Here is a 24,527-nt window from a genome sequence, read left to right as displayed (position 1 = left end):
CCTAAACCTATATACAATAGCAACTTATAAACTTTTGATATATAATATGCATTCCATGTTTAATGTTAAACAATAACGATATTGAATATTTAAGTATTTTAGAATTGCATAAAGATAAATTTACATAAATTTGCAAGATTATAAAAAATAGTTATATGAGTTGTGGATGCAAAACATCCGGCGATTCTGCCCATTCCTGCGGACCAAAAAAAACCGCGAATGGCTGTGAAAATGTAAATACCTGTGGTAATAGTTATAAATTAAGTGTTTTTGACTGGCTTTCTGACATTAACAATCCCGCATCGAACAGGTGCGATCTTGTAGAAGTCAGATTTAAAAATGACAGAAAATCGTTTTATAAAAATGTAAATAATATTCCTTTACATATAGGTAGCATAGTAACAGTAGAATCTAGCCCGGGACACGATGTAGGTGTTGTAAGCCTTACCGGAGAATTAGTAAAGATTCAGATGAAAAAGAAGAAATTTTCTGAAGAATCTACCCTTAAAATATACAGACAGGCCAACCAGAAAGACCTTGAAGTCTGGCAGGAAGCCCGAAAAAAAGAAGACAGCGTAAAGCTGGAAGCAAGAAAAATTGCTCACAGGATAGGCCTTGAAATGAAGGTTACCGATGTGGAATACCAAGGCGATTCTTCTAAGATCACCTTCTATTACACAGCTGACAACCGGGTGGATTTCAGGCAGCTGATAAAAGAATACGCCGGAGCTTTCAGAACAAAGATCGATATGAAACAGATCGGGTTCAGACAGGAGGCTGCCAAAGTAGGAGGCATCGGATCATGCGGAAGAGAACTGTGCTGCTCAACCTGGCTTACGGATTTCAGATCTGTTAATACCAATGTTGCCAGATATCAGCAGTTAAGTATTAATCCTCAAAAACTGGCAGGACAATGCGGTAAACTGAAATGCTGTCTGAATTATGAACTGGACAGTTATCTGGATGCATTAAGCAACTTCCCTTCTTCTTCAACAACTTTGGATACAGAAAAAGGAAGAGCATTCTGCATCAAAATAGACGTTTTCAAAAAGAAAATGTGGTTTGCTTATGTAGACAGCTCTATGGCATGGTATGATTTTGACATCGACCTTGTTAAAAAGTTGATCGCCAAAAATAAAAGAGGTGAAAAAATCCTTCCTTTAGAAGATCTTAAACAGCCAGACCTTCCTGTTCAAACGATCGACCTGATTCAGGAAAATAATGTAGACAGATTCGAAAAGAAAAACAGAGGCAACAACAGGAACAGAAACCAGAACAGGCCAAACAATAACGGAGGACAATCCCAGGGACAGCAAGGACAGGGACCAAAGAAAAACAGACCTGAAAGAACCGAAAGACCGGACAGATCTGAGAATCCTAACGCCAATACAGGAAATCAGCAGAGACAGCAACAAAAACCACAACCTAAACCGCAGCCAAAAGCACAAACGGAAAAAACTGATATTTCTGATGCCTCTTCTGATCCTGAGAAAAAACAAAACAACCCGAACAAAAAGAATTTTAAAAAGAAATATCCTCCAAAAAAAGATAAAAATGCGTAAAATTTCAGGATTATTACCTCTTATCCTTTTCTTTAGCTGCCAGTCCTCTTCAGGAGAGAATGTCATTATGAATTCCGTTAACAACAAATGGAATAAGAAAAGTGAGCAAAAATTTAATCTTGAAGTTTCAGATCCGCAGAATCCTAAAAATATTATATTTGTCGTAAGAAATAACAATACTTATCCTTACAGTAATATAAGATTTATTGTAAACTTCACCAATCTCCAGAACAAAAAGAAGGAAACAGATACCCTGAACTATGTACTGGCAAAACCAAACGGAGAATGGCTTGGTACAGGTTTTGGTGATACGAAGGAAACATTATTTCAGTATAAATTGAACTATAAATTTCCGGGAAAGGGGAAATATGTAATAAGCCTGATTCAGGCGATGAGAAATGACAACCTTCCGGGAATTGAAGACGTTGGAGTAAAAGTAGAAACGGCTAAACCGTAACCATAAATGGAAGACAACAGACAAAATGCAGGAAACAAGGGAAAAACCTTCCCCCTTCCTCCCAAAAAAAAGAAAGATACCTCCTGGAAAAAATGGGTTAGATTCATTTGGATCGGCCTCATTGCGGTAGTTTTAGGTATTTCCGGACTTTTCTTTGCTGTTTCCCAGGGATTTCTTGGAGAAATGCCGGATGTAAAGGAACTGGAAAACCCTGATATCTATGTAGCTTCTGAAATCATTTCATCGGACGGTGTTTTACTGGGGAAATTTGAGAAAGAAAAAACACAGCCAATTACCTATAAACAGTTACCTCCATATCTTATATATGCTTTACAGGCAAAAGAAGATGAGCGTTTTAAAGAACATTCAGGGATTGATTTAAAGTCCATTCTGAGAGCCGTACGATACGGCGGAGACAGAGGTGGAGGTTCCACAATCACCCAACAGCTGGCTAAACTGCTATTTACCAAGGAACCATCTAAAAACCCAATCAAAAGGGTTATTCAAAAACTAAAAGAATGGTCTGTTGCGGTAAGCCTGGAAAAGCGATACACCAAAGAAGAAATTATTACGCTATATTTCAATAAGTTCGACTTTACATACAATGCGAACGGTATTGAAATGGCCTCCAAGATTTATTTCAATAAAACAACCTCCGAACTTACCCTTCCGGAAGCAGCAGTTTTTGTAGCTATGCTGGAAGCTCCGATTGCCAACAACCCGATGAGAAATCCGGAACGTGCAAAACGAAGAAGAGATGTTGTTTTACAACAGATGTTTGAAACAGGTTACCTGGATCAGGCAACCTATGACAAAGCAATCAATACTCCTGTTCAAGTAGATTATCATCCAATCAAGAATATTAATGATGACTACTCTGCCTATTATAAATTCTATCTAAGAAAGGAGATCGATAAATATCTTGAAGGTTATGAAAAAGAGACCGGCAAGAAACTTAATCTATACAAAGACGGTTTAAAAATATATGTAACCCTTGATTCAAAAATGCAGAAATATGCGGAAGAAGCTATCAAGGAACACTTAACAGACCTTCAAAAAAGATTTGATGCCGAGCAGAGAGGCAGAAAAAACAGACCTTTCTACTATCTGACGGATAAGCAGGTAAACAGCGTAATGACCCAGGCAATGAAGAGAACCGGCCGTTACAAACAACTGAAGGCTGCCGGAGTTTCCGAAGATTCTATTTTACTGGAATTCCATAAGCCAATCAAAACCTCCCGTTTTACATGGGCTGGCGAAGAAGAAGTTGAAATGTCACCGTGGGATTCCATCAGATATCACAAGCAAATTGCACAGGCAGGCCTAATGTCTATGGTTCCGGGAAGTGGCGAGATCAAAGCATGGGTAGGAGGTATAGACTGGCAGCACTTCCAGTATGACCACATCAAACAGGGTAAAAGACAGGTAGGATCTACCTTCAAGCCTTTCGTATACGCTACTGCTATTATGAAACTTGGCATGACCCCTTGTTCTGCAGTTTCTAACGGAACTTATGACCATAAAGGATGGCATGTTCCGGGAAGAGGAGGAATGCTGACTTTAAAAGATGCATTAGCCCACTCCCAAAACCCGGTAGCCGCACGTCTTATTGAAATGACAGGTGTAGATGCCGTTATCCAGACTGCAAGAGACTTAGGAGTTACAGAAGACATTCCTAGAAACAATACCATTGCCTTAGGTTCATCAGACATTACCATTTATGAAATGCTTGGAGCCTACAGTACTTTCGCCAACTATGGAAACTACAATAAACCGGAAATGATCTGGAGGATTGAAGACGCCAACGGAAGAGTGATCAAAGAAGTAAATGTAGAGCCAAAAGAAGTAATGAACCCGATGTACGCCTACACTATGATTGAACTGATGAAAGGGGTTGCACAATTCGGTACCGCATCAGGAGAACTGGGAAGAAAAGGAATTTCAAAAGCAGTGGAAATTGCAGGTAAAACAGGTACCACACAGAACAACTCAGACGGTTGGTTCATGGGAATTACTCCAAAACTGGCAACAGGAGCCTGGGTAGGATGGGAAGACAGAGCAACCCACTTCTTCGGAACCGGTGAAGGTCAGGGTGCGAAAATGGCATTGCCGATCTGGGCTATCTTCATGAAGAAAGTATGGGCGGACAAATCTCTGGGAATTACTCCTGACGATAAGTTCGTCAGACCATCAGACTGGAAAGACGGATGCTCGAACCTGAAAGGCCTGGGTGAAGGATATGGAGATGATGGCGGGCTTCAGACTATCGATGAGATCAAAAATCCAAGACCGGTAGAACCAACACCTAAAAACAATACAGAGAAAAAAGAAGAAAACGTTAATGAAAATCTTCATTCTAATGATGAGGTAGATTTCAATAAATAAATTCTCTTTTAGAAATACACAAGACCTTTCAATAATTTGGAAGGTCTTTTTTTATAATGACCCGTTTAATTAATACCTTTGGCCTATGAATATTGAACAGATCAGACAACCTTTTACCGATATATTTCCGGGAGATTATTCCGGTAACCCGATGCAGAGAAACACACCCAAAGTTTTATTTGCAACGATAGAACCGGCAGGTTTTGACAGTCCAAAGCTGATTGCTTTTAACGAGAGCCTGTCCCAGGAGATCGGATTGGGAAAATATGAAGCAAAAGACCTTAACTTTCTCGTAGGAAACAACCTTCCTGAAAATATAAAAACCTACGCAACAGCCTATGCCGGTCACCAGTTTGGAAACTGGGCCGGACAGCTTGGAGACGGAAGAGCTATTCTTGCCGGGGAAATCACAAGCAGAGATGGAAAAAAAACAGAAATCCAATGGAAAGGCGCCGGTGCAACACCATATTCAAGACATGCAGACGGAAGAGCCGTATTGAGGTCATCAGTGCGCGAATACCTGATGAGTGAAGCCATGTATCACCTCGGAGTTCCTACCACCAGAGCTTTAAGCCTTGCTTTTACCGGTGAAGATGTGGTAAGAGATATCATGTACAACGGAAATCCACAGCTGGAAAAAGGTGCTGTAGTCATCAGAACCGCTGAAAGTTTCCTGCGCTTCGGGCATTTTGAGCTGCTATCTGCCCAGGGAGAATACAAAACCCTTCAGAATCTTGTTGATTTTACCATTGACAATTACTATCCGGAAATTATTTCAGACGGCATTCAGAAATACAAAGATTTCTTTGAAAACATATGCACCAGAACAGCAGACCTCATGACCGAATGGTTTAGGGTAGGATTTGTTCATGGGGTTATGAATACCGATAATATGTCCGTTTTAGGCTTAACCATAGATTATGGACCCTATTCGATGATGGACGAATATGACCTGAATTTCACCCCGAATACCACTGATCTTCCGGGAAGAAGGTATGCCTTTGGAAAACAGGGCCAGATCTCACAATGGAATCTCTGGCAGCTTGCCAACGCCCTTCATCCGTTAATTAAAGACGAAAAATTCTTAGAAGATACTCTGAATCATTACGGAACTTATTTCTGGGAAGCCCACGATAAAATGCTCTGCAGAAAATTCGGATTCGATGAACTTAGAGAAACTGATGAGGAATTCTTCATTAGCTGGCAGGGCCTGATGCAGGAACTTCACCTGGATTACACCTTATTTTTCAATCAGCTGGAAAAGTTAAACCTAGCCAGTGATATCAAAGCTCTGTTCGAAAACATTTCCTATTCCGCTCTGGATGATGAAAAAACGGGAAAGCTGGAAGATTTTATAAAGAAATATGAAGAAAGATTATCATCCAACACCATTTCAAAAGAAGAATCTTTATCCCTTATGAAACATTCGAATCCGAAATTCACACTGAGAAATTATCTCCTTTATCAATGCATTGAGGAAATAAATACCGGAAAAAACGGAATGCTGGAAAAACTCACTCATGCTTTAGAAAATCCTTACGAAGAACTCTACCCTGAGTTTTCAGCAAAAAGACCGGACATCTATGATGATACTGCCGGCTGTTCCACATTATCCTGCAGTTCTTAGTGTCAAATAATAATTACAGAATCATAATCTTTAAACTCATCAGATCCGATGAGTTTTTTTATTCTATTTTTGTAAAAAATTAACACGTGTCTTTGATCAGAAAAAAAATCATTACCCTCTTAAAACAGGTATTTCCATCTTCATATACAGAACTGGTAGTTTTTATGCTCTTTCTCTTCTGCTATGGAACATTAGGAACCTACATTGCTCTTCATTATCGCATTATTTTTGACAGCAGGATTCCCTGGGATGCTTATTTCAGTTTCGACAACAAAGCAATTGTAATGACCGGCGGAAGCTTCGAAAGACATCCGTTGGCTTACTATTTCTTTAATTGGATCAGAGAATTTTCCCTTTTCGTTTCAGGAGGAAAAATGGATGCCACATTCCGGCTTACCCTGGCATGGCTTAGTAATATTGCAATAAGTTTATGTATTGTGCAGATTTTCAAATATCTGAAGAACATCATCAGACTGCCTTTAAAGATTAGTTTACTGCTTGTTTTGTTTTTCGGATTCTTTTCAACAGCAATTCTCCTGTCTTTCACTCCGGAAAACTTCACCTATACCCTTCTTTTACTCAGCATCTACAATTATTATGCAGCTGTAAAACTCAGAAAAGATGAGAAAATACCCGGATCTGCCCTTACCCTTGCCGGAATTACAATTGGCGGTATTACCATTACCAATCTGGCCAAAGTTTTTATTCCCCTGTTATTTGAAAAAGGACTATTCAGAAGCTGGAAAAAGTTTGGAAACGCAGCTTTCCGTGTGATACTGGCCATAGCATGCTTTATATTTCTTTATCTGCTTCGGATTGATTTTAAGTATGAAAATATACTCTCAAAAACCAACCAGCAGTACGAAAGATTCTCCAATGTAGAATCAATTCCTAACTGGGACATGATGCTTTCCTATTTTTTTGGAGGCAGTATTTTATTCCCGAGTTTTATGGCTGCGGATAAGCATAATATGAAAGGTTTTCATTTCAAAGGTCTTTTAATGGAGCCTTATTCATCCCCGTTTTGCTATGCATTTGTGGCAATATTATTAACACTTATTTTGTGGAGTTATATTAAGAATTTCAAAAATAAATTTGTTCAGGTTATTGCCATTTCATTCTTTATTGACATTGTGATACACTGTATTATGAGATTCGGACTTCACACTTCATACATCTACGGAGGGCATTTTGTTTTTGTCTACCCGCTGCTTTTAGGGTGGCTGTTTTATGCGTACAGATCAAAACCGGTAATTACCTCAATTCTGATGGTTATAACAGGCATATTATTTGTTTTCCTGCTTACCAACAACCTTTTCAGAATGTCAGATTTCTTCCGGTTCTTAGAAACTTACTACCAATAAAAAAAGCTGAGAAAATTCTCAGCTTTTTACTTTAATGCCCTGTTATGATGTTACTTTGCTTCAGAACAGAAAATTCTATACTGTACAGCAATTGCTGATTTAAAATATTCTCTGATTCTTGATAAATCTGCAGCCGCACTTTGTTTTGTAAAATAACTTCCTGCCAAAATTTTGTAATTAGGTCTTAAAGAAGCATCCGTTTCCACTTTCAGGTTAGGGAACCTTTTTCTGAAATAAGCTTTCACCTCATTAGCCTCCTCATTACTTTTCACCGTTGTAATCTGAATCTTAAACCCTAAAATTCTTGGATTCTTACGGCAGATCTCTGCATTGGTAAGCTCTCTGCTCGGAACATAAATCTTCGGTGGCCTGGGAGCACTAACAATTCCGCTGTCTGTATTATTGTCTCTTACAGGATTATTCGCAGTTGTTCTGGAACATTTACCTTCGATTCCCTCCAAAGCAGCACTTACTTTGGGGTCCATGGTCATTACCAACTCCGTTCCGGATAAAGTATCCTTCTTAACAACCTGCTGGGCCTCAACACTATAAAACCCAAATAAAGATAATATTGAAAATATTTTGATTAAATTTCTCATTTAAACTTGTTTCCGCAAATTTATACAAATTAAAAAATTATACCAAACAACACTATTTAGAATCAATACAAATTAAACTTAAATGATATTTTCCCTTTTCCATATACCGTTAAATTCCTGTTAAAAATATTATTTTTGCGGAATTGATTGGTTCAATATTTTACTAACATAAGATAATTTAAATGATTAGTTGGAGAAAGCATTATAAACAAACGTTGATCGCGATAGGCTTATTGCTATCAACCAGTGCTTCAATTTACGGGCAAGACGGCGATCCTAAAAACGGCGAAAAACTTTTCAAAGCGAATTGTACTGCATGCCACGCGCTGGACAAACAAGTAATAGGACCTCCTTTGAAAGGGGTTGTAGAACGAGTAAAGACAGAAGGCGGAGTAGACAAAGATTGGCTTCACAAGTGGATCAAAGACAACAAAGCTCTAAGAGCTTCTGGGGACAAATACGCCAATGAGATTTTTGAGAAGTTCAATAAAACTGAAATGCTACAGTTTCCGAATCTTACAGACAAGGATATTGATGACATTTTAGCTTTTACCACTAATCCTCCGGCTCCCGAGCCAGCAAAAACTGATGACAAAGCAGCTGCAGGAGCAGGAGCAACATCAGCAGCACCGGCAAACAACACAACAACTAGCGTTGTAATTATTTCACTTATTGCTATCGCAGGTTTATTAGTTTGGATCTTAATTAAACTGAGACAATTGGTTAAATTAGGCCAGTCTGAAGACTTAGCCGGACTAAACGAAACAAGAGTTAAATCTTTCAGTGAAATTTACGAGAAATACCATTACGTAGGTAAAGGACTATTGGCTGTTCTTGCCCTTCTGGCAACTTATGGAGTTTGGAACTGGATCATGTGGATCGGGGTTTACAAAGGATATAAGCCGGAACAACCAATCTACTTCTCACACAAAATTCACGCTGGAGAGCAGAAAATTGACTGTCAGTTATGTCACTCCAGTGCCAAATACGGAAAAGTATCTGAAATTCCATCAATGAATGTTTGTATGAACTGTCACAGAACCATTTCTGAGTACAATGCAGACCACTACATGGAGCCAGGAAAAGATAAAGCATTCTACGACGGTGAAATCCAGAAGATCTATGCTGCTACAGGCTGGGATCCTGCAAAACAGCAGTACACTGGAAAAACACAGCCTGTTGAATGGACCAGAATCCACAATATGCCGGACTTCGTGTACTTCAACCACTCTCAGCACGTAGTAGCAGGTGAGCAGGCAATCATCAATTCTTTCAACAAAAAGAATCCTAACAACAAAATTGATGTTGTATGTAAAGCTTGTCACGGAAAAATTGATACAATGAATGTTGTTCAGATGGCTAATGACTTCACTATGGGATGGTGTATCGAGTGCCACAGAACTACTGAGGTTGATATGAACAACGGTTATAATAAAGAATACTTCAAGAATCTACATGACAAGTTGAAAAAACAATATCCTCAGGATGGCGGTAAGATCACTGTAGATGCAATTGGAGGTCTTGAGTGTGGTAAATGTCATTATTAATAACTAAAAAATTAGAAGTATAAATGGCTTCAAACAAAATACAATTTAGAAGTATTCATGAACTTAAAGATCCGGCTTTGAACAATAAGCTGGCTCAGAAAGAGTTTCAGGAAGAAATTCCGGTAGAAGATTTCCTTGGAGATGCTGAACAGAACGAATCCAGTACTTCAAGAAGAGATTTCCTAAAACTATTAGGATTCTCTACAGCAGCAGTAACATTAGCTGCCTGTGAAGCACCGGTAATCAAAACGATTCCTTATGTGGTAAAACCGCATGACATTATTCCGGGGGTTCCGAATTATTACGCTTCAACATATTTTGACGGATTCGACTTCGCAAGCGTTTTAGTAAAGACCCGTGAAGGAAGACCTATCAAAATAGATCCGAACCCGGCAGCAGGTGATTTAGGAAAAACTAACGCAAGAGCTCAGGCAAGTGTACTTTCTCTTTATGACAATGATAAAGTAAAGCAGCCTAAACTGGACGGAAAAGACGAAACTTTCGACAAAGTAGATAGTTTTATTCTTAACGGTCTGGCAGATGCAAATACAGCAGGTAAAAAGATTGTGCTTTTATCACATTCTTTACCTTCCCCTACTTTCAAAAAGTTATTTGCAGAGTTCAAAGCTAAATATCCGACTGCTGAACTTGTAACATATGACGCCTATCCTCACTCTGCAGCGTTAGATGCAGCTCAGGAAGTATTTGGGCAGAGAGCATTACCGGTTTATGATCTTAAAGGTTCAGAATTGGTAGTTTCTTTCCAGGCTGATTTCTTAGGAGATTACAATGCAGCAAGCTTAGAAACTTCTTATGCAGCAGCAAGAAAGCCTGGAGCAAGCATGTTGAGACACATTCAGGTGGAATCAAACATGTCATTAACAGGTGCTAATGCCGACTCAAGATACAGATTAAAACCAAGTGCAGTAAACAAAACTTTAGTTGAAGTTTACAACGCCATCGTAGGTGGTGGTACTTCAGATAAAACTGCTTCTGAAATTGCAGCCGAACTTAAAGCAAAAGGCAGCAAAGCTGTTGTTTTAGCTGACGGTTCTAAAGGAGCACAGGTTTTAGCACACTTAATCAACCAAAAATTAGGTTCAGTTGCTTTCACAGGTAAAGCAAACTTCCTTAAAGAATTTGATAAAGCAAGATACCAGGAATTCTTAGGATGGGTAAATGCAGGTCAGGTTGGCGTATTGATCGCAAATAACGTAGATCCTATCTACTCTCATCCAAAAGGAGAAGATTTCAAAAAGGCACTGGCATCTAAAAAAGTTAAATGTGTAGTTGCTGTTGCTGACAAGAAAAATGAAATGTACAAAGCAGCACATGCTGTAATTCCAGTTGCTAACTGGCTAGAATCCTGGGGTGATATTGAACCTCAGACTGGAGTATATTCATTAATGCAGCCTACGATCCAGAAAATCTACAAATCAAGACAGATTGAAGAATCCCTATTGGTTTGGAAGAACGGAAAAAACAATGCTGCCAACAATTATTATGACTATCTGAAAGCAAGTGCAGCTTCTGTCTTAGGAGGTACTTCTTTCAACAAAGCTCTATATAACGGATTCACTACTTCAAGCAATGCAACTTCATTGGCATATGCTGGAGGTAATGCAGCTCAGGCTGTTGCTGAATTAGGAAGCTTCAAACCTTCTGAACTGGAGCTGGTATTATACACCAAGCCTTCAATGGGTGACGGTACTCAGGCTAACAATCCTTGGCTTCAGGAATTACCGGACCCTATCACAAGAATGTCTTGGGATAACTATCTGACAATTTCTCCAAAAGACGCAGAGAAGTTTGCAATCGATAACGATCTTAACGCAAGAATGCAGCTGGATGGTTCTATTGTAAACCTTACTGTAAACGGAGTAACAATAAAAGATGTTCCTGTATTCATCCAGCCGGGACAGGCAGAAGGATCTGTAGGTCTTGCGCTTGGATACGGTAAAAAAGATTCAGGAGCTACTGCTGATACCGGAGTAAATGCTTATCCGCTGTTTGACGGTTCCAACTTAACTGTTTCAGGAGCTAAAATTGAAAAAACAGGAGAAGATCACGAATTCGCAGGTATTCAGCTACAAAATACACTAATGGGACGTTATGAAATCGCTAAAGAAGTTCCTTTGGCAGAATTCTTAAACGTTGCATTTGATGATGAGCACAAAGGATGGAACAAGCCTTTGGAATATCACACCATCAGTGGAGCCCTTCCTGCAAGAAAGATCGACCTTTGGGACGCTTTCGATGATACGGACGGACCACACTTCAACCTTTCAATCGACTTGAACTCTTGTACAGGTTGTGGGGCTTGTATCATTGCCTGCCAGGCAGAAAACAACGTTCCGGTTGTAGGTAAACAAGAAATCAGAATGTCCAGAGATATGTATTGGTTAAGAATTGACCGTTACTATTCTTCAAGACAGAAAGTAGAAGTATACGAAGGATTAAAAGAAGGAATGGCTGTACCAGAATTATACGGTACTGCATTCGGAGACGGAGGTGCATTAAACCACCCAGCAGACAATCCGGACGTAATCTTCCAGCCGGTAATGTGCCAGCACTGTAACCACGCTCCATGTGAAACTGTATGTCCTGTAGCGGCTACTTCACACGGTAAACAAGGTCAGAACCACATGGCTTACAACAGATGTATCGGGACAAGATACTGTGCAAACAACTGTCCGTACAAGGTAAGACGTTTCAACTGGTTTACTTATAACCTGAATGATAAGTTCGATTTCAACATGAACAATGATTTAGGAAGAATGGTACTTAACCCTGACGTAGTTGTAAGAACCAGAGGGGTTATGGAGAAATGTTCAATGTGTATCCAGGAAACTCAGGCTACTATTTTAGCAGCTAAGAGAGAGAACAGAAAAGTAACAGATAACGAGTTCAAGAACTCTTGTGCCTGTGCTGCTGCCTGTTCTACCGGAGCAATGACATTCGGAGACATGAATGACAAAGAATCTGAAGTGAGAGAACTATACTCCAGCAACAGAAGATATTATTTACTTGAAGAGATCGGAACAAAACCAAACGTGTTCTATCACACTAAAGTAAGAAACAGAGTAGAAAAATAAAGTTTAAATAATAAATAGGTAAAAAATGTCAGGACATTACGAAGCTCCGATAAGGGAACCTCTAATTATTGGTCACAAAACTTATCACGATATCACAGAAGATATTGCACGACCTATCGAAGAAAGAGCAGGTAAATTATGGTGGATTTCACTATACGCAGCCTTAGTTCTATTCATCTACGGATTTGGCTGTATCGCTTATACTATCGGAACAGGTATTGGAGCATGGGGGCTTAACAGAACTATTAACTGGGGTTGGGATATTACCAACTTCGTATGGTGGGTAGGTATCGGTCACGCCGGGACCCTAATCTCCGCAGTATTATTATTATTTAGACAGCGTTGGAGAATGTCTGTAAACAGATCTGCAGAGGCGATGACGATCTTTGCGGTTGTACAGGCAGCAATCTTCCCTGTAATCCACATGGGTAGAGTTTGGGTAGGATATTGGGTATTCCCTCTTCCAAACCAGTTCGGTTCTCTTTGGGGGAACTTCAACTCTCCTCTACTTTGGGACGTATTTGCAATCTCTACGTATTTCTCAGTATCAACAGTATTCTGGTTCATGGGACTAATCCCTGACTTTGCAATGATCAGAGACAGAGCTAAAACGCCTTGGACGAGAAAAATTTATACATTCCTTGCATTCGGATGGGGTGGAAAAGCAAAACACTGGCAGAGATTCGAAGAACTTTCTTTGGTTCTTGCAGGTTTGGCAACACCACTTGTATTCTCGGTACACACTACGGTATCTTTTGACTTCGCAACTTCGGTTATTAAAGGATGGCACTCTACAATCTACCCTCCTTACTTCGTTGCCGGTGCGATCTTCTCTGGATTCGCAATGGTACAGACCCTATTGCTTGTAGCAAGAAAAGTTTGTCACCTTGAAGAATACATCACCATGTATCATATTGAAATTATGAACATTGTAATCATCCTTACAGGTGGTATGGTAACTGTAGCTTATGCTACTGAATACTTCATCGGATGGTACTCCGGTTCAAGATTTGAAGACTTTACATATCTTTCTCCGGGTGCTGCTGTAGGACCTTACTGGTGGGCATTCTGGTCACTGATTATCTGTAACCTTGTTATTCCTGCTTCATTCTGGTTCAAGAGACTAAGAACGAATATTATCTGGACTTTCATCGTTGCATTGATCATCAACATCGGTATGTGGTTTGAGCGTTTCGATATCATCGTTATCAACCTTTCAAGAGATTACTTACCTGGATCTTGGACTATGTTTAAACCAACCATCATTGATGTGGGTGTATACTTAGGAACAATCGGATTCTTCTCTGTATTATTCTTATTATACGCAAGAACATTCCCTGTAATTGCACAGGCTGAATTAAAATCGATTCTGAAAATTTCAGGTGAAACTTATAAAGCAAAAGAAGGAGATGAGCACCACTAAAATTGTATACGGACTTTATGCTGACGACGACGATTTAATGAACGGCGTTAAAGCATTCAACGATAAAGGGATCGCTATAAACGAAGTTTATACTCCATTCCCGGTTCACGGACTTGATAAAGCTTTAGGGTTAAAGAAAACCAGAATTTCTGATGCCGCATTCTTCTATGCTCTTTATGGAGTTACCATTGGTGCTACTGTAACATGGTATGTGATGAATCACGACTGGCCTCAGAACATTGGTGGTAAACCTGCATTTGACTGGGCACACAACATGCCTGCATTCGTAGTTCCCATGTTCGAATTGATGGTATTCTGTGCCGCTCACATGATGTCATTAACTTTCTTGGTAAGAAATAAAATGTATCCGGGAGCTCCAGCTCAGAATCCGGACCCTAGAACTACTGATGATAAATTCATGATGGAATTTGTAACTGATGACGTAGAGTCTGTAAAACAGTTGCTGATTGAAACCGGAGTTGAAGAAATAACTGTTAAAGACGCTTAAAATGAAAAAGAATGTACTAAAAATTACAGCTGTTTTAGGTTTAACAACGGTTTTACTTAATTCTTGCGGACCAAAAGAAAATACACCATTAGTATATTTTCCTGATATGTACTTTCCCGTAGCTTATGATCCGTTGATGAAAGCTCAGGATGCGTACTCAGATCATGAAAATGAAATCCCTGCTTTCGTTAAAAATAGTTTTGCAACAGGTCTTACTCCCGTAGAAGGATCAGTTCCTCAAAATAAAGACGGAATCTTCGAAGAAAGCCTACTTCCTAAAAATGTAGATGAATATAACGCTGGTTACGATGCATCAAAAGGCATTACAGCTTCCCCTTTAAATCCGGCTAATGCAGCTAAAGATATTGAAAGAGGAAAAATGTTATTCGATAAAACCTGTGCTGCTTGTCACGGTGTAGGGGGAGATGGACAGGGACCAATTGTTCAGACAGGAGCTTTCTCCGGTGTACCAAACTATGCTGACAGAGAAATTACTGTAGGATCTGTTCATTATGTATTAACTAACGGTAGAAATGCAATGGGATCTTATGCGGGACAACTTAACGCTGGAGACAGATGGAGAGTTGCAATGTATGTGATGAGTGCTTTCAAAAAAGCAGCGGCAGCACCAGCAGTGGCGGCAGCTACAACTGAAGCAAAACCAGAAACTACTACTGAAACTAAAAAATAAGAAAAGAAATGTATAGTTTTTCACCAAAATTAAAATCAACTTCTTTAATCCTTCTTGTTGTAGGTTTAGTTCTATTTGCTATCGGTTTCTTTATGAATAAAGGAATTTCTACTGAGAAAATAGAGCACATGATGGAAGCCGTTCATGCTTCCGGTCATACTGCACCTACCCATTCAAGTGAAATGGTAGGACCCCAGGATCACACGGCTCACCTGGAGCATGCAACCCTACAGGTTCATAACCAGCCTTTGGCGGCAATACATTTTGTAGCGGTATTTTTCTTCGGAGTTAGCTGCTGCGTATTGTTCTTTTATTCTATACAGCACGCTGCACATGCAGGTTGGCCAATTATTATTACAAGAGTAATGGAAGCTATTGCTTCTTATATTCCATACGGAGGAGCTATTTTGATCATTTTAATGCTACTGAATATCTTCCACCAGGGACACCTTTTCCATTGGATGGATCCGGATCTGACAGACCCTAACTCTGCTCATTTCGATGTAATCCTATTCGAAAAGAAAAGATTCCTGAACATCCCTTTCTATGCTATCAGAACTTTCATCTATGTATTAGGAGCTTCTTTCTTTGCGTGGAAACTGAAAGCTCAGTCTAAATTGGTAGACGAAACTAAATCTAAAGTAGATTATCAGATGCTTTACAGATGGGCGGTAGGATATATTGCATTCTTCGGATTTGCTTCTGCTGCATGGGCTTGGGACTGGTTAATGTCTATTGACCCTCACTGGTATTCTACAATGTATATCTGGTATTCAATGGTTAGCTGCCTTTCAAGTGGTATTGCCGTGATTATTCTTCTAAGTGTTTACCTGAAGAAAAACGGGTTCTTGCCTCAGTTCAATGACAACCACTTACACGATTTAGGAGTATTCCTTTTCGCTACAAGTATGCTTTGGACGTATACATGGTTTGCTCAGTTCATGCTTTACTGGTATGCAAACGTTCCGGAAGAGGTAAACTACTTCTTCGGAAGATTCCAGCACTATAGCCCTACATTCTTACCAATGCTGATCATTAACTTCTTATTACCTCTATTGGTATTAGTAAGCAGCAGCATCAAGAGAAACTACAAAGTAGTAACAACAATGGCTGTAGTAGTTATCCTAGGTCACCTTTTAGACTACTTCAACATGGTAATGCCTGGAACGGTAGGACCTTACTGGAAAACTCCTGAAGTATTCATCTTAATCCTTGGAGCTGTTCTGTTTGTTGTAGGATTATTTATGTTCACTGTATTAACAGCTTTATCTAAATTAAAACTGATTCCTACAGGTAACCCATTCTTACATGAATCTGAAATTTATGAGTATCCTTTCTAAGGACTTGTAACAGAGATAAAATAAAAAAGACTGATCATATGATCGGTCTTTTTTTATGCAAATAAGTGAATATTTTAAACTCCTCAGGCAACCATTTTAAATTTTGTGTGTCTTCATAATAAAGATTGTGCAATTATTTCCGTAAAACCGACAAAACAAAATATCATTATGAAAAGAAGTTTTCAGATCTGCATCTTATTCATTTTTCTGTTTAGCCTCATGCAGGCACAAACCATTACTTTCATTTCAGAACATACGGATAGACCTCTGCCTAAAGTTTCAGTCTTCGGAAAAGATGGAAGTATTCTTGCTTTTTCTGATATTGACGGCAAAATTGATAAACAGGCAATACCTCCTTCCCAGGAAAAATTTCAAATCGTTTACAACAACTTTCCTGTAGCTCTCCTCTCCTATTCGGAAATTAATCAGGATGTTATTAAACTTAACGATCAGGTCAAGGAAATAGAAACAGTGGTTATCAGGAATACAAAGCCTGCAAAATATATTGTTATCAAAGGCAACTTTAACGCATATGTAACTGTAAACAATAAACTAAACAGCTACGCAGACGGAATCGTTACCTATATTTTCGACAATAAAACCAAAAAGCTGAAAAGTACAAATGTTGAGCAATACAGGGTTTTCAGACTCGATTCTAAAAATGAAAAAAAAGAAACCTCAACATGGGATTATGGCAATTCTTTACAGCTTCCCAAACTGAAAAACGTAGGAAATCCCGAAGAATACAAAACTAAAAGAAATACCATTAAAGAACTAAAAGGTGACCGTAACGATCAGATTGAAGTATCCGGGGCCGCTCTTCAGGAGAAAGAATTTTCTTTATTCGGATACAGATTCTTTGATATCAGGACAATCCTTAATATGTCTTTTGAAAAAGGATCGGGAAAAACACTGAGAGATTTTCTTGAATACAATGAAGTCGCATTTGTAAAGCTCAAACATAAAAGCGAATCCCATTACAACCAGATTATCCTTTACAATAATTTCTATCCTACGGAACTCAGCTTCAGTAATGACAATGATATAGACAACGTGAAGTTCGATAAAGATATCAGCAATTATAAAACCCAATACTGGCAGGAATCTTCTTTCCCGAATATGCAGACCATCTTCAGCTCATTTTTCAAAGATGACCTGCAAGAGCAGCAAAACAAAACCAAAAACTAAGTTTTGGATCAGGGCTAAAAAAACTCAACATTATTCCTTTACAACAGAAAAATAATTTAAAAACGAACAAAAGAAAAATAAAAACTTACTATTAATAAAGGTTTTATTAAATTTGCAACAAACCAAATAAAAATGAAAAAGTTTTCTTTTCTACTTATTTTCAGTCTGTTGCTCTTTACGGCATGCAAGAAAGATCATGTAGATGCTACGAATACTAAAACGCTGCAGTCAAGCATTAATGACATGACGGCAAGCCTTTCAACAATTAAACAGATCAAATTCAATGAAGCGCTTTATATCCTGAAGACATTCGGGGTAGAGGCAGATGGTGATGTGGAAGAACTTAAAGCTCTCGGAAAGCTCATTGACGGGAAAAAAGTTCCTGAAATCCTTACAATGGCCGACGGAGTTGCCCAGAAAAACGGAATTGAATGGGCCAGCACCTCTCCGCCTTCTCTTGGAGAAATGAATATCTTCGGGGACGATAAAGCGAAAGAAACTGATGCCAATGATGTAAAAGCAAGTTCACTGAGCATTATCACCAGACCTACCGGCGATGACGGAACCGGAGCACCTACGGCAATCCAGGTAATTCCAAGACTTGTGGATGCTGCAGGAAACCCTGTTTCATTTACCGGAGCAGGTTTAGAAGCTATTTTAGAAGTATTCAGTAACGGTGTAAAACTTTCAACCGCCAAAAACCTTATGCAGGATAATAATTTTAAAGGATTCAATTTAAAATTCTCTTCAATTCCGGCAGCAAAAGTGGTAGATGGCAAAATAGATATTACCGTTTCGGTAAAAACCACAGCAAAAACATTCAAAATGTCCAAGATCGGGCTTGATGTTAACCCATCGGCTTTAAAAGTTCCTGCTGTACCAAAAACAGATTCTACAACCGTAACACAGGATCCGAATGCAGTAATTGATCCTAGTAACCCTGCAACGACACCAACCACACCTGCAGATCCAAATGTAACAACCGCTACGCCTGCCGCTCCAAAACAACCGGCAGCAGATCCTAAAAATACGGTAAGCAAATTTTTAAGCAGCGTAAGCTCTCAAAATCTTAAAGCAGCATATGACACTTCAAGTAACCCTAACTGGGGAAGCTATGAATCATTCTCCAATCCTACTTCAGGTTTTGGGTCTGTGAAAAACGTAAGCGTAAAAAACATTACCACCAATGGTACAACAGCCAACGGAGCAAGCGTAAATGCAACCTATGATGTAACGGATAAGAACGGGAAAACAACTTCTTTAAAGGTAACTTTCGGACTTAAAAATGTAAATGGAGACTGGAAAATTTCCAGCTATAAAATAAACCCATAATGGCTTCACAAGAACTGATCAAAAAACTGGAAGAAACCATTGAAAACTTTCCTGATTTTCCTATCCCGGGAATCCAGTTTAAAGATATTTCACCTATTTTCCTGGACCCGAAACTTTATGAGGAAGTTATTGCAGACCTTGTAGCTTTCAGCAAAGGAAAAGTAGATGCCGTATGCGGGATTGAAAGCCGCGGTTATCTCTTCGGAATTGCCATTGCAGTAGCACTGGAAGTTCCTTTTATCCTGGTTCGTAAAAAAGGGAAACTTCCGCCTCCGGTTGTTTCAGAAAAATATGACCTTGAATACGGAAGCGCAGAAATAGAAACCCGTGAAGGACAGATTAAAAAAGGCCAAAGAATACTGATCCATGATGATCTTCTGGCAACTGGCGGAACTACAGAGGCTACAGCCAAACTTGTGGAAAAACAAGGAGCAACGGTAGCACAGTTCAGTTTCTTAACCGCATTGAAGGGATTAAACGGTGATGAAAAGCTGAAAAAATTCAATGCCGAAATCTATCACATCTTAGAATTTTAATCCTAACGGAATAATATAAAAATGCTTCGGCTCCGCTCAGCACGATACCTGCTTTAAAACTGTAAAATAATAGTATTAGAGATATCATGCTGAGCGGAGCCGAAGCATTTTTACCACTAACATTTAACAATTCACAACATTTTCACAATAATACTTCAAAGTATTTTGTAAATCATTCAGAAACAATTAAATTTGCATTTCAATTTTTAAGAATTTATGGCAAAATTGGGAAAGAATGCTCAGAACGAGCAAGAAGGTAAAGAAACGGTTGAGTTCTTTAAAGACCTTGACAGAGAGGCTTTAAACACTGAAAGATTCCTTGAAAAATATTCAAAGCAATTGGGTATTATATTCGGGGTATTGGTTTTAGGGGTTTTAGGATTCTTTGCTTACAAGCAGTTTGTAGTAGCTCCTAAAAACGTTGAGGCTGTAAAAGGCTTCCTTTCTGCTCAGAAAAACCAGACGGAAGGTAAAGATAAAGAAGCTTTAGGTGGAAAATCTGCAGCAAACCCAGGTTTTTTAGGAACATATAACGAGTATTCCGGAACGAAGGTAGGTGAGCTTGCGGCTTACAATGCAGGACTGCTAAAATTCAAAGAAGGAAAATTCCAGGAAGCTTATGATCTTTTAGACAAGTTTTCATCTGACAATAAAACGTTGATGGCACTGAAATATGGCGCTATGGCAGATGCGAAATCCGGTCTTAACCAAAACGACGAAGCTTTATCTTTATTAGACAAAGCATCAACAGCTTCCGATGATCCTTATACAACTTACTATTTCACAAGAAAAGCAGGTATTGTAGCATTAGGATTAAAAAAGAATGCAGAAGCTAAAAAATACTTCTCTGCAATTGACGAGAAATATCAGGACTACGACAACGGAATGTCTGATTCTTATATTGAAATGACTAAATATTTTTAAAAAATGGCAACAGTTAATCTTTCCGATTACAAGCCACTTCATATAACCAATGCCGAAGATTTTTCTATCGGCATTGTTTTTTCTGAGTGGAATGATTTTGTAACTTACAATCTTCGTGATGCAGCATTGGAAATTCTTGAAAAAGAAGGCGTAAAACCAGAAAACATTAAACTTTTCCCTGTTCCTGGGGCTTTTGAGCTGAACTATGCCAGCATGCAGCTATGCAAAGAAAAGAAATATGATGCAGTAATTGCTATAGGATGTGTGATCCGCGGCGAAACCCCTCATTTTGACTATGTTTGCTCAGCAGTAGCACAGGGAATCAAAGACTGTAATATCCTAACAGATACTCCAACTATTTTCTGCGTACTTACAGACGACAATAAGGAACAGTCTATTGCCAGAAGTGGCGGAGATTTGGGGAATAAAGGAGTAGAAGCAGCCGTAACAGCCTTAAGAATGATTGATTTTAAAAAGAATCTTTCCGGTAAAAAGGGAAGTATCGGTTTCGGGCACTCTTAACCAATTAATACATCTTAACAGTATACAGGGACTATTTTTTTTAATAGTCCTTTTTTATTGATCCGGCTTTCATAACCCATTTCCCGCCAATTTATATCATTACATAATACGTTAATTATTCAAGGATAATTCAAAAAAGTTATAAGAAATATCATATTTTTATTTTTTTACTCCAAAAGTTGTATACAACAACTATCTTTGCGAAAAATTAACTTATACATAACGTGCATGTTTCCGAATAAAATAAAACCTTTCTTATATTTAGGGATCTTCTACCTTATCATTTCGTTCATTGTACGGATCATATTTTTATTCCACCCTATCACAACGGCCAGTTTTGGATTTTTTGACGTTGTAAAGGTTTTATCCATCGGCTTGTTGAACGATATTTTTGTTTTCACTCTAGCCAGTACATTACTAGCTGTTTATTTTTTATTTCTGTCCGATTCTAAATATAAAAAGCCTTACGGGTATATTATTTTTGGAGCATTGGTTTTGTTTTTTCTTTACATCTTACTCATTCCGAATAATATTTTTAATCAGTATGGAGGATCTGTTTCCGAAATAGCCTTAGCTTTTGTAGGAATCAAAACCCTGCTCTTCGGACTGATGCTTTTCCTTCCTTCAAAAAGGATCAAAATCCGCAATGTATTATACTTCATTACATTGCTGTTGTATGTTCTTCTTATTATCTTTAATGCTGTAAGCGAATATTTTTTCTATAATGAGTTCGGGGTACGCTATAATTTCATTGCTGTAGATTACCTGATATATACCAATGAGGTCATCGGAAACATTATGGAAAGTTATCCGGTTATCCCTTTATTTTCTGCCATCCTTATCGTTACGTTAGCCATTACATGGTTGACCTATAAAAAGACAAAAGACGAACTGCTGGATCTTCCGAATTTTAAACAGAAAATGGTATTGCTGGGAACTTTTATTGTTCTGGTAAGCCTAAGCCTTTTAGGAGTATCTTCATTGATGGAAGTCAGGTCAGACAATGTTTTTGCCGATGAAATTGAAAGCAACGGCCTTCCGAAGTTCTATTGGGCCTTTACCCACAATGAGCTGGATTATTTCAAATTTTACCCTCAGATTAGCCAGCAGGAAGCTGAAAAGAATTTTTTGAGCCAATATTCAGACCCGGCACTGCCAAGAAATGTGGTTTCAGAGCAACCGGAGCTTAAGAAAAATGTAGTTCTGATTTCTATTGAAAGTTTATCTGCCGATTTCATGGAGCATTATGGTGGTACTAAAAAGATCACTCCTTTTCTTGACAGTCTGGCAGACCGTTCAATGATGTTCACCAATCTGTATGCTACCGGAAACAGAACTGTGAGAGGGCTTGAAGCACTTACACTCTGCATTCCTCCTACCGCAGGTGAAAGTATCATTAAAAGGGACGACAATAAAAATAAATTCACTACCGGAAGCGTATTCAAATCCAAAGGATATGATGTAAAATTTCTGTACGGAGGATACAGCTATTTTGATAATATGCAGGACTTCTTCGCAGGAAACGGTTATGATATTGTTGACAGGAATAACTTTAAACCTGAAGAAATCACCTTTGCCAATGTTTGGGGCGTTGCTGATGAAGATATGGCTAAGAAAGCAATTCAGACCATGAATGCAGAGGCTAAATCAGGAAAGCCGTTTTTCAATCACTGGATGACGGTTTCCAACCACAGGCCTTTCACCTATCCTGATGGAAGAATAGACATTCCCGGAACAGCAAAATCCCGTGACGGAGGCGTAAAATATACTGATTATTCACTCAGAAAATTCTTTGCAATGGCTAAAAAGCAGGACTGGTATAAAAATACGGTCTTCGTAATTATTGCCGACCATTGTGCATCCAGCGCAGGAAAAACCGAACTTCCTATGGATAAATATAGGATTCCAGCGATGATTTTCTCAGAAGGTTTTATAGAACCTCAGAAGTTTGATAAGCTGATGTCCCAAATAGACGTTATGCCGACCCTTTTCGGTCTGCTGAATTTCAGCTATCAGTCTAAATTTCTCGGTCAGGATGTCTTCAAAAAAGAATTCCAGCCGAAAGCCTATATTGCAACTTACCAGGATCTTGGCCTGATAAAAAATGGATATTTAACGATCATTTCTCCGGTAAAAAAAGTAAAGCAATACTCTTTACAGTTAGAATCCAGCAGCCTCGCTCCTGAATTTAAGCTGTATTATGATGAAAAACAGGTGAAGAATCCTGAGCAGAAACTGGTCAACGACGTTATTTCAGTTTATCAGTCAACTTCATTCTGGCTTAAAGAAAAGAAGCTTAACCGATAAGGTGCGGAACAAAACGGCTCTGGTTATTGGTGATGAGGTGAACACTTTCCCTGATGCCAATGCCGGCAGGCTCCTGCCCTATTACCCAGCTGCCAATTACCGGATAATTGCCATTAAAATTGGGAAGATCAAATAACTGCTGGTAAATAAAGCCTTCTTTCCCGTATACTCCATCATTTTCTTCAACCGGAACATTATTTTTATGAAGGATTACATTGGCTCCTTCTCTCGAATAAATTGGTTTTTTAGCGAAATCCTTCAGATGTTTCGGTTCAAAATAAGATTCTAAAAGGTACGGATGGTTGGGATACATTTCCCAAAGAACAGGAAGAATAGCTTTTGATGAAAGTAAAATTTTCCACGCAGGTTCAATCCATTGCGATCTGAAACCGTTTTTCACCAGCTTTTCTCCAAAACCGTCTGCAAGAATCCATTCATAAGGATAAAGCTTGAAAATATATTCCATAATGGAACGGTCACCGGCAATGAATTCAGAGATATCTTCAGCCCAGCCGATATCCTGAACAGGAATGAATTCCGTATCAAAACCCGCCTGGGAAGCACAGTCACGCATATATTCCACATTCGTAACATCTTCAATATTGGTAAGGGAGGCAAAATAAATATGATGCGGGTTCATATAGTTTTTAAGATGCTTCCAACAGCCCAACAGTTTTTCATGAATTGAATTAAACTGATCTTTGTGCGGAAACATCTCCTGAAGCCAGTACCACTGGATCACTGAACCTTCATACAGCGAAGTTGGGGTATCGGCATTAAATTCCAGTAATTTCAGATTCTTACCGTCAAAACCAAAGTCAAATCTTCCGTAAACAGAAGGATGATCTTCTTCCCAGCTTGTGATGATGTAATTGCGGAACCATTCAGGAATACTGAACTTATCCCAAAGGTTTTTCTCTATAACATAATCTACCGCTTCCAGGCACATCTGCCAGAGTTCTGCAGTGGCGCTTTCTATCTTATCAATTTCTTCTGTGCTGAACTGGTAATAATGGCTTTCATCCCAATAAAGCCCGTCAAGAGAATGATATCCGAAGCCCAGATTTTCAAGTTTATGCTGCCAGTTTTTCCTGAACTGTGACTGAATTCTTTCCATATT

Annotated in this window: 19 protein-coding genes; 17 read left to right on the top strand and 2 right to left on the bottom strand. The window is 38.9% G+C overall.

Going from position 1 to position 24,527, the window contains the following annotated elements:
* Nucleotides 1–155: 155 nt before the first annotated feature.
* From HNP36_RS12560 to HNP36_RS12540, 5 genes are all read left to right on the top strand, one after another.
* Entirely contained in the window at nt 156–1,562 is a 1,407-nt protein-coding gene (locus tag HNP36_RS12560) for a stage 0 sporulation family protein (protein ID WP_184163951.1), read from the top strand.
* Entirely contained in the window at nt 1,555–2,019 is a 465-nt protein-coding gene (locus tag HNP36_RS12555) for a gliding motility lipoprotein GldH (RefSeq protein ID WP_184163948.1), read from the top strand. Before HNP36_RS12560 ends, HNP36_RS12555 begins: the two co-directional genes overlap by 8 nt.
* A gap of 6 nt (nt 2,020–2,025) precedes the next feature.
* The gene (locus HNP36_RS12550; protein WP_184163944.1) at nt 2,026–4,404 is read left to right on the top strand and encodes a penicillin-binding protein 1A; all 2,379 of its coding nucleotides are present in this window, start codon (nt 2,026–2,028) and stop codon (nt 4,402–4,404) included.
* An 85-nt stretch (nt 4,405–4,489) separates the two neighbouring features.
* Complete coding sequence (locus tag HNP36_RS12545; protein WP_184163941.1) at nt 4,490–6,031, top strand: protein adenylyltransferase SelO; 1,542 nt, start codon at nt 4,490–4,492, stop codon at nt 6,029–6,031.
* Between the two features lie 86 nt (nt 6,032–6,117).
* Nucleotides 6,118–7,395 (top strand): DUF6080 domain-containing protein, encoded by a 1,278-nt coding sequence (locus tag HNP36_RS12540; protein WP_317168970.1) that lies wholly within the window; start codon nt 6,118–6,120, stop codon nt 7,393–7,395.
* Nucleotides 7,396–7,445: 50 nt separating this feature from the next.
* On the opposite strand, the gene HNP36_RS12535 is transcribed toward HNP36_RS12540, so the two are convergent.
* Nucleotides 7,446–7,994, bottom strand: a complete 549-nt coding sequence (locus HNP36_RS12535; protein WP_184163938.1) for an SPOR domain-containing protein — start codon at nt 7,992–7,994, stop codon at nt 7,446–7,448.
* A 182-nt stretch (nt 7,995–8,176) separates the two neighbouring features.
* Here HNP36_RS12535 and HNP36_RS12530 point away from each other — a divergent pair, with 182 nt between their 5' ends.
* The 12 genes from HNP36_RS12530 (at nt 8,177) to HNP36_RS12475 (ending at nt 23,407) form a co-directional block, all read left to right on the top strand.
* A complete protein-coding gene (locus tag HNP36_RS12530) occupies nt 8,177–9,541 on the top strand; it encodes a c-type cytochrome (RefSeq protein WP_184163934.1) in 1,365 nt (454 codons plus the stop codon).
* Between the two features lie 23 nt (nt 9,542–9,564).
* Nucleotides 9,565–12,636, top strand: coding sequence for a TAT-variant-translocated molybdopterin oxidoreductase (locus HNP36_RS12525; RefSeq protein WP_184163931.1), 3,072 nt, complete (start codon nt 9,565–9,567; stop codon nt 12,634–12,636).
* A gap of 25 nt (nt 12,637–12,661) precedes the next feature.
* On the top strand, nt 12,662–14,059 hold the full coding sequence (nrfD, locus tag HNP36_RS12520; RefSeq protein WP_048501388.1) for an NrfD/PsrC family molybdoenzyme membrane anchor subunit: 1,398 nt from the start codon (nt 12,662–12,664) through the stop codon (nt 14,057–14,059).
* The gene (locus HNP36_RS12515; protein ID WP_184163928.1) at nt 14,046–14,567 is read left to right on the top strand and encodes a DUF3341 domain-containing protein; all 522 of its coding nucleotides are present in this window, start codon (nt 14,046–14,048) and stop codon (nt 14,565–14,567) included. The genes nrfD and HNP36_RS12515 overlap by 14 nt, the downstream gene beginning before the upstream one ends.
* Nucleotide 14,568: 1 nt before the next feature.
* The gene (locus HNP36_RS12510; protein ID WP_184163924.1) at nt 14,569–15,258 is read left to right on the top strand and encodes a c-type cytochrome; all 690 of its coding nucleotides are present in this window, start codon (nt 14,569–14,571) and stop codon (nt 15,256–15,258) included.
* Between the two features lie 8 nt (nt 15,259–15,266).
* Nucleotides 15,267–16,598 carry a quinol:cytochrome C oxidoreductase gene (locus HNP36_RS12505; RefSeq protein WP_184163921.1) on the top strand — a complete coding sequence of 444 codons (1,332 nt, stop codon included), beginning with the start codon at nt 15,267–15,269 and terminating at the stop codon, nt 16,596–16,598.
* Between the two features lie 168 nt (nt 16,599–16,766).
* Nucleotides 16,767–17,786, top strand: coding sequence for a hypothetical protein (locus HNP36_RS12500; protein ID WP_184163918.1), 1,020 nt, complete (start codon nt 16,767–16,769; stop codon nt 17,784–17,786).
* A gap of 132 nt (nt 17,787–17,918) precedes the next feature.
* Nucleotides 17,919–19,118, top strand: coding sequence for a hypothetical protein (locus tag HNP36_RS12495; protein ID WP_184163915.1), 1,200 nt, complete (start codon nt 17,919–17,921; stop codon nt 19,116–19,118).
* On the top strand, nt 19,118–19,654 hold the full coding sequence (locus HNP36_RS12490) for an adenine phosphoribosyltransferase (protein ID WP_184163912.1): 537 nt from the start codon (nt 19,118–19,120) through the stop codon (nt 19,652–19,654). The genes HNP36_RS12495 and HNP36_RS12490 overlap by 1 nt, the downstream gene beginning before the upstream one ends.
* A 216-nt stretch (nt 19,655–19,870) precedes the next feature.
* Nucleotides 19,871–20,578, top strand: a complete 708-nt coding sequence (locus tag HNP36_RS12485; RefSeq protein ID WP_184163909.1) for a tetratricopeptide repeat protein — start codon at nt 19,871–19,873, stop codon at nt 20,576–20,578.
* A 3-nt stretch (nt 20,579–20,581) separates the two neighbouring features.
* A complete protein-coding gene (ribH, locus tag HNP36_RS12480; protein WP_184163906.1) occupies nt 20,582–21,100 on the top strand; it encodes a 6,7-dimethyl-8-ribityllumazine synthase in 519 nt (172 codons plus the stop codon).
* A gap of 228 nt (nt 21,101–21,328) precedes the next feature.
* Complete coding sequence (locus HNP36_RS12475; protein WP_184163903.1) at nt 21,329–23,407, top strand: LTA synthase family protein; 2,079 nt, start codon at nt 21,329–21,331, stop codon at nt 23,405–23,407.
* Here HNP36_RS12475 and HNP36_RS12470 read toward each other — a convergent pair.
* Nucleotides 23,397–24,524, bottom strand: coding sequence for a glutathionylspermidine synthase family protein (locus HNP36_RS12470; protein WP_184163899.1), 1,128 nt, complete (start codon nt 24,522–24,524; stop codon nt 23,397–23,399). The genes HNP36_RS12475 and HNP36_RS12470 overlap by 11 nt on opposite strands.
* Nucleotides 24,525–24,527: the final 3 nt, after the last annotated feature.

Origin of the sequence: Chryseobacterium shigense (assembly GCF_014207845.1) — a bacterium.
GTDB classification, from domain to species: Bacteria; Bacteroidota; Bacteroidia; order Flavobacteriales; family Weeksellaceae; genus Chryseobacterium; species Chryseobacterium shigense_A.
This window is presented reverse-complemented; position numbering and strand designations above follow the sequence as displayed.

Excerpts from the sequence above, each read along its gene's own strand:
- HNP36_RS12530 (WP_184163934.1), top strand. The coding sequence starts at position 8,177 with ATGATTAGTTGGAGAAAGCATTATAAACAAACGTTGATCGCGATAGGC.
- HNP36_RS12510 (WP_184163924.1), top strand. The coding sequence starts at position 14,569 with ATGAAAAAGAATGTACTAAAAATTACAGCTGTTTTAGGTTTAACAACG.
- ribH (WP_184163906.1), top strand. The coding sequence starts at position 20,582 with ATGGCAACAGTTAATCTTTCCGATTACAAGCCACTTCATATAACCAAT.
- HNP36_RS12470 (WP_184163899.1), bottom strand. The coding sequence starts at position 24,524 with ATGGAAAGAATTCAGTCACAGTTCAGGAAAAACTGGCAGCATAAACTT.
- HNP36_RS12505 (WP_184163921.1), top strand. The coding sequence starts at position 15,267 with ATGTATAGTTTTTCACCAAAATTAAAATCAACTTCTTTAATCCTTCTT.
- HNP36_RS12495 (WP_184163915.1), top strand. The coding sequence starts at position 17,919 with ATGAAAAAGTTTTCTTTTCTACTTATTTTCAGTCTGTTGCTCTTTACG.
- HNP36_RS12555 (WP_184163948.1), top strand. The coding sequence starts at position 1,555 with ATGCGTAAAATTTCAGGATTATTACCTCTTATCCTTTTCTTTAGCTGC.
- HNP36_RS12525 (WP_184163931.1), top strand. The coding sequence starts at position 9,565 with ATGGCTTCAAACAAAATACAATTTAGAAGTATTCATGAACTTAAAGAT.
- HNP36_RS12535 (WP_184163938.1), bottom strand. The coding sequence starts at position 7,994 with ATGAGAAATTTAATCAAAATATTTTCAATATTATCTTTATTTGGGTTT.
- HNP36_RS12560 (WP_184163951.1), top strand. The coding sequence starts at position 156 with ATGAGTTGTGGATGCAAAACATCCGGCGATTCTGCCCATTCCTGCGGA.
- HNP36_RS12490 (WP_184163912.1), top strand. The coding sequence starts at position 19,118 with ATGGCTTCACAAGAACTGATCAAAAAACTGGAAGAAACCATTGAAAAC.
- nrfD (WP_048501388.1), top strand. The coding sequence starts at position 12,662 with ATGTCAGGACATTACGAAGCTCCGATAAGGGAACCTCTAATTATTGGT.
- HNP36_RS12550 (WP_184163944.1), top strand. The coding sequence starts at position 2,026 with ATGGAAGACAACAGACAAAATGCAGGAAACAAGGGAAAAACCTTCCCC.
- HNP36_RS12545 (WP_184163941.1), top strand. The coding sequence starts at position 4,490 with ATGAATATTGAACAGATCAGACAACCTTTTACCGATATATTTCCGGGA.
- HNP36_RS12515 (WP_184163928.1), top strand. The coding sequence starts at position 14,046 with ATGAGCACCACTAAAATTGTATACGGACTTTATGCTGACGACGACGAT.
- HNP36_RS12485 (WP_184163909.1), top strand. The coding sequence starts at position 19,871 with ATGGCAAAATTGGGAAAGAATGCTCAGAACGAGCAAGAAGGTAAAGAA.
- HNP36_RS12500 (WP_184163918.1), top strand. The coding sequence starts at position 16,767 with ATGAAAAGAAGTTTTCAGATCTGCATCTTATTCATTTTTCTGTTTAGC.
- HNP36_RS12475 (WP_184163903.1), top strand. The coding sequence starts at position 21,329 with ATGTTTCCGAATAAAATAAAACCTTTCTTATATTTAGGGATCTTCTAC.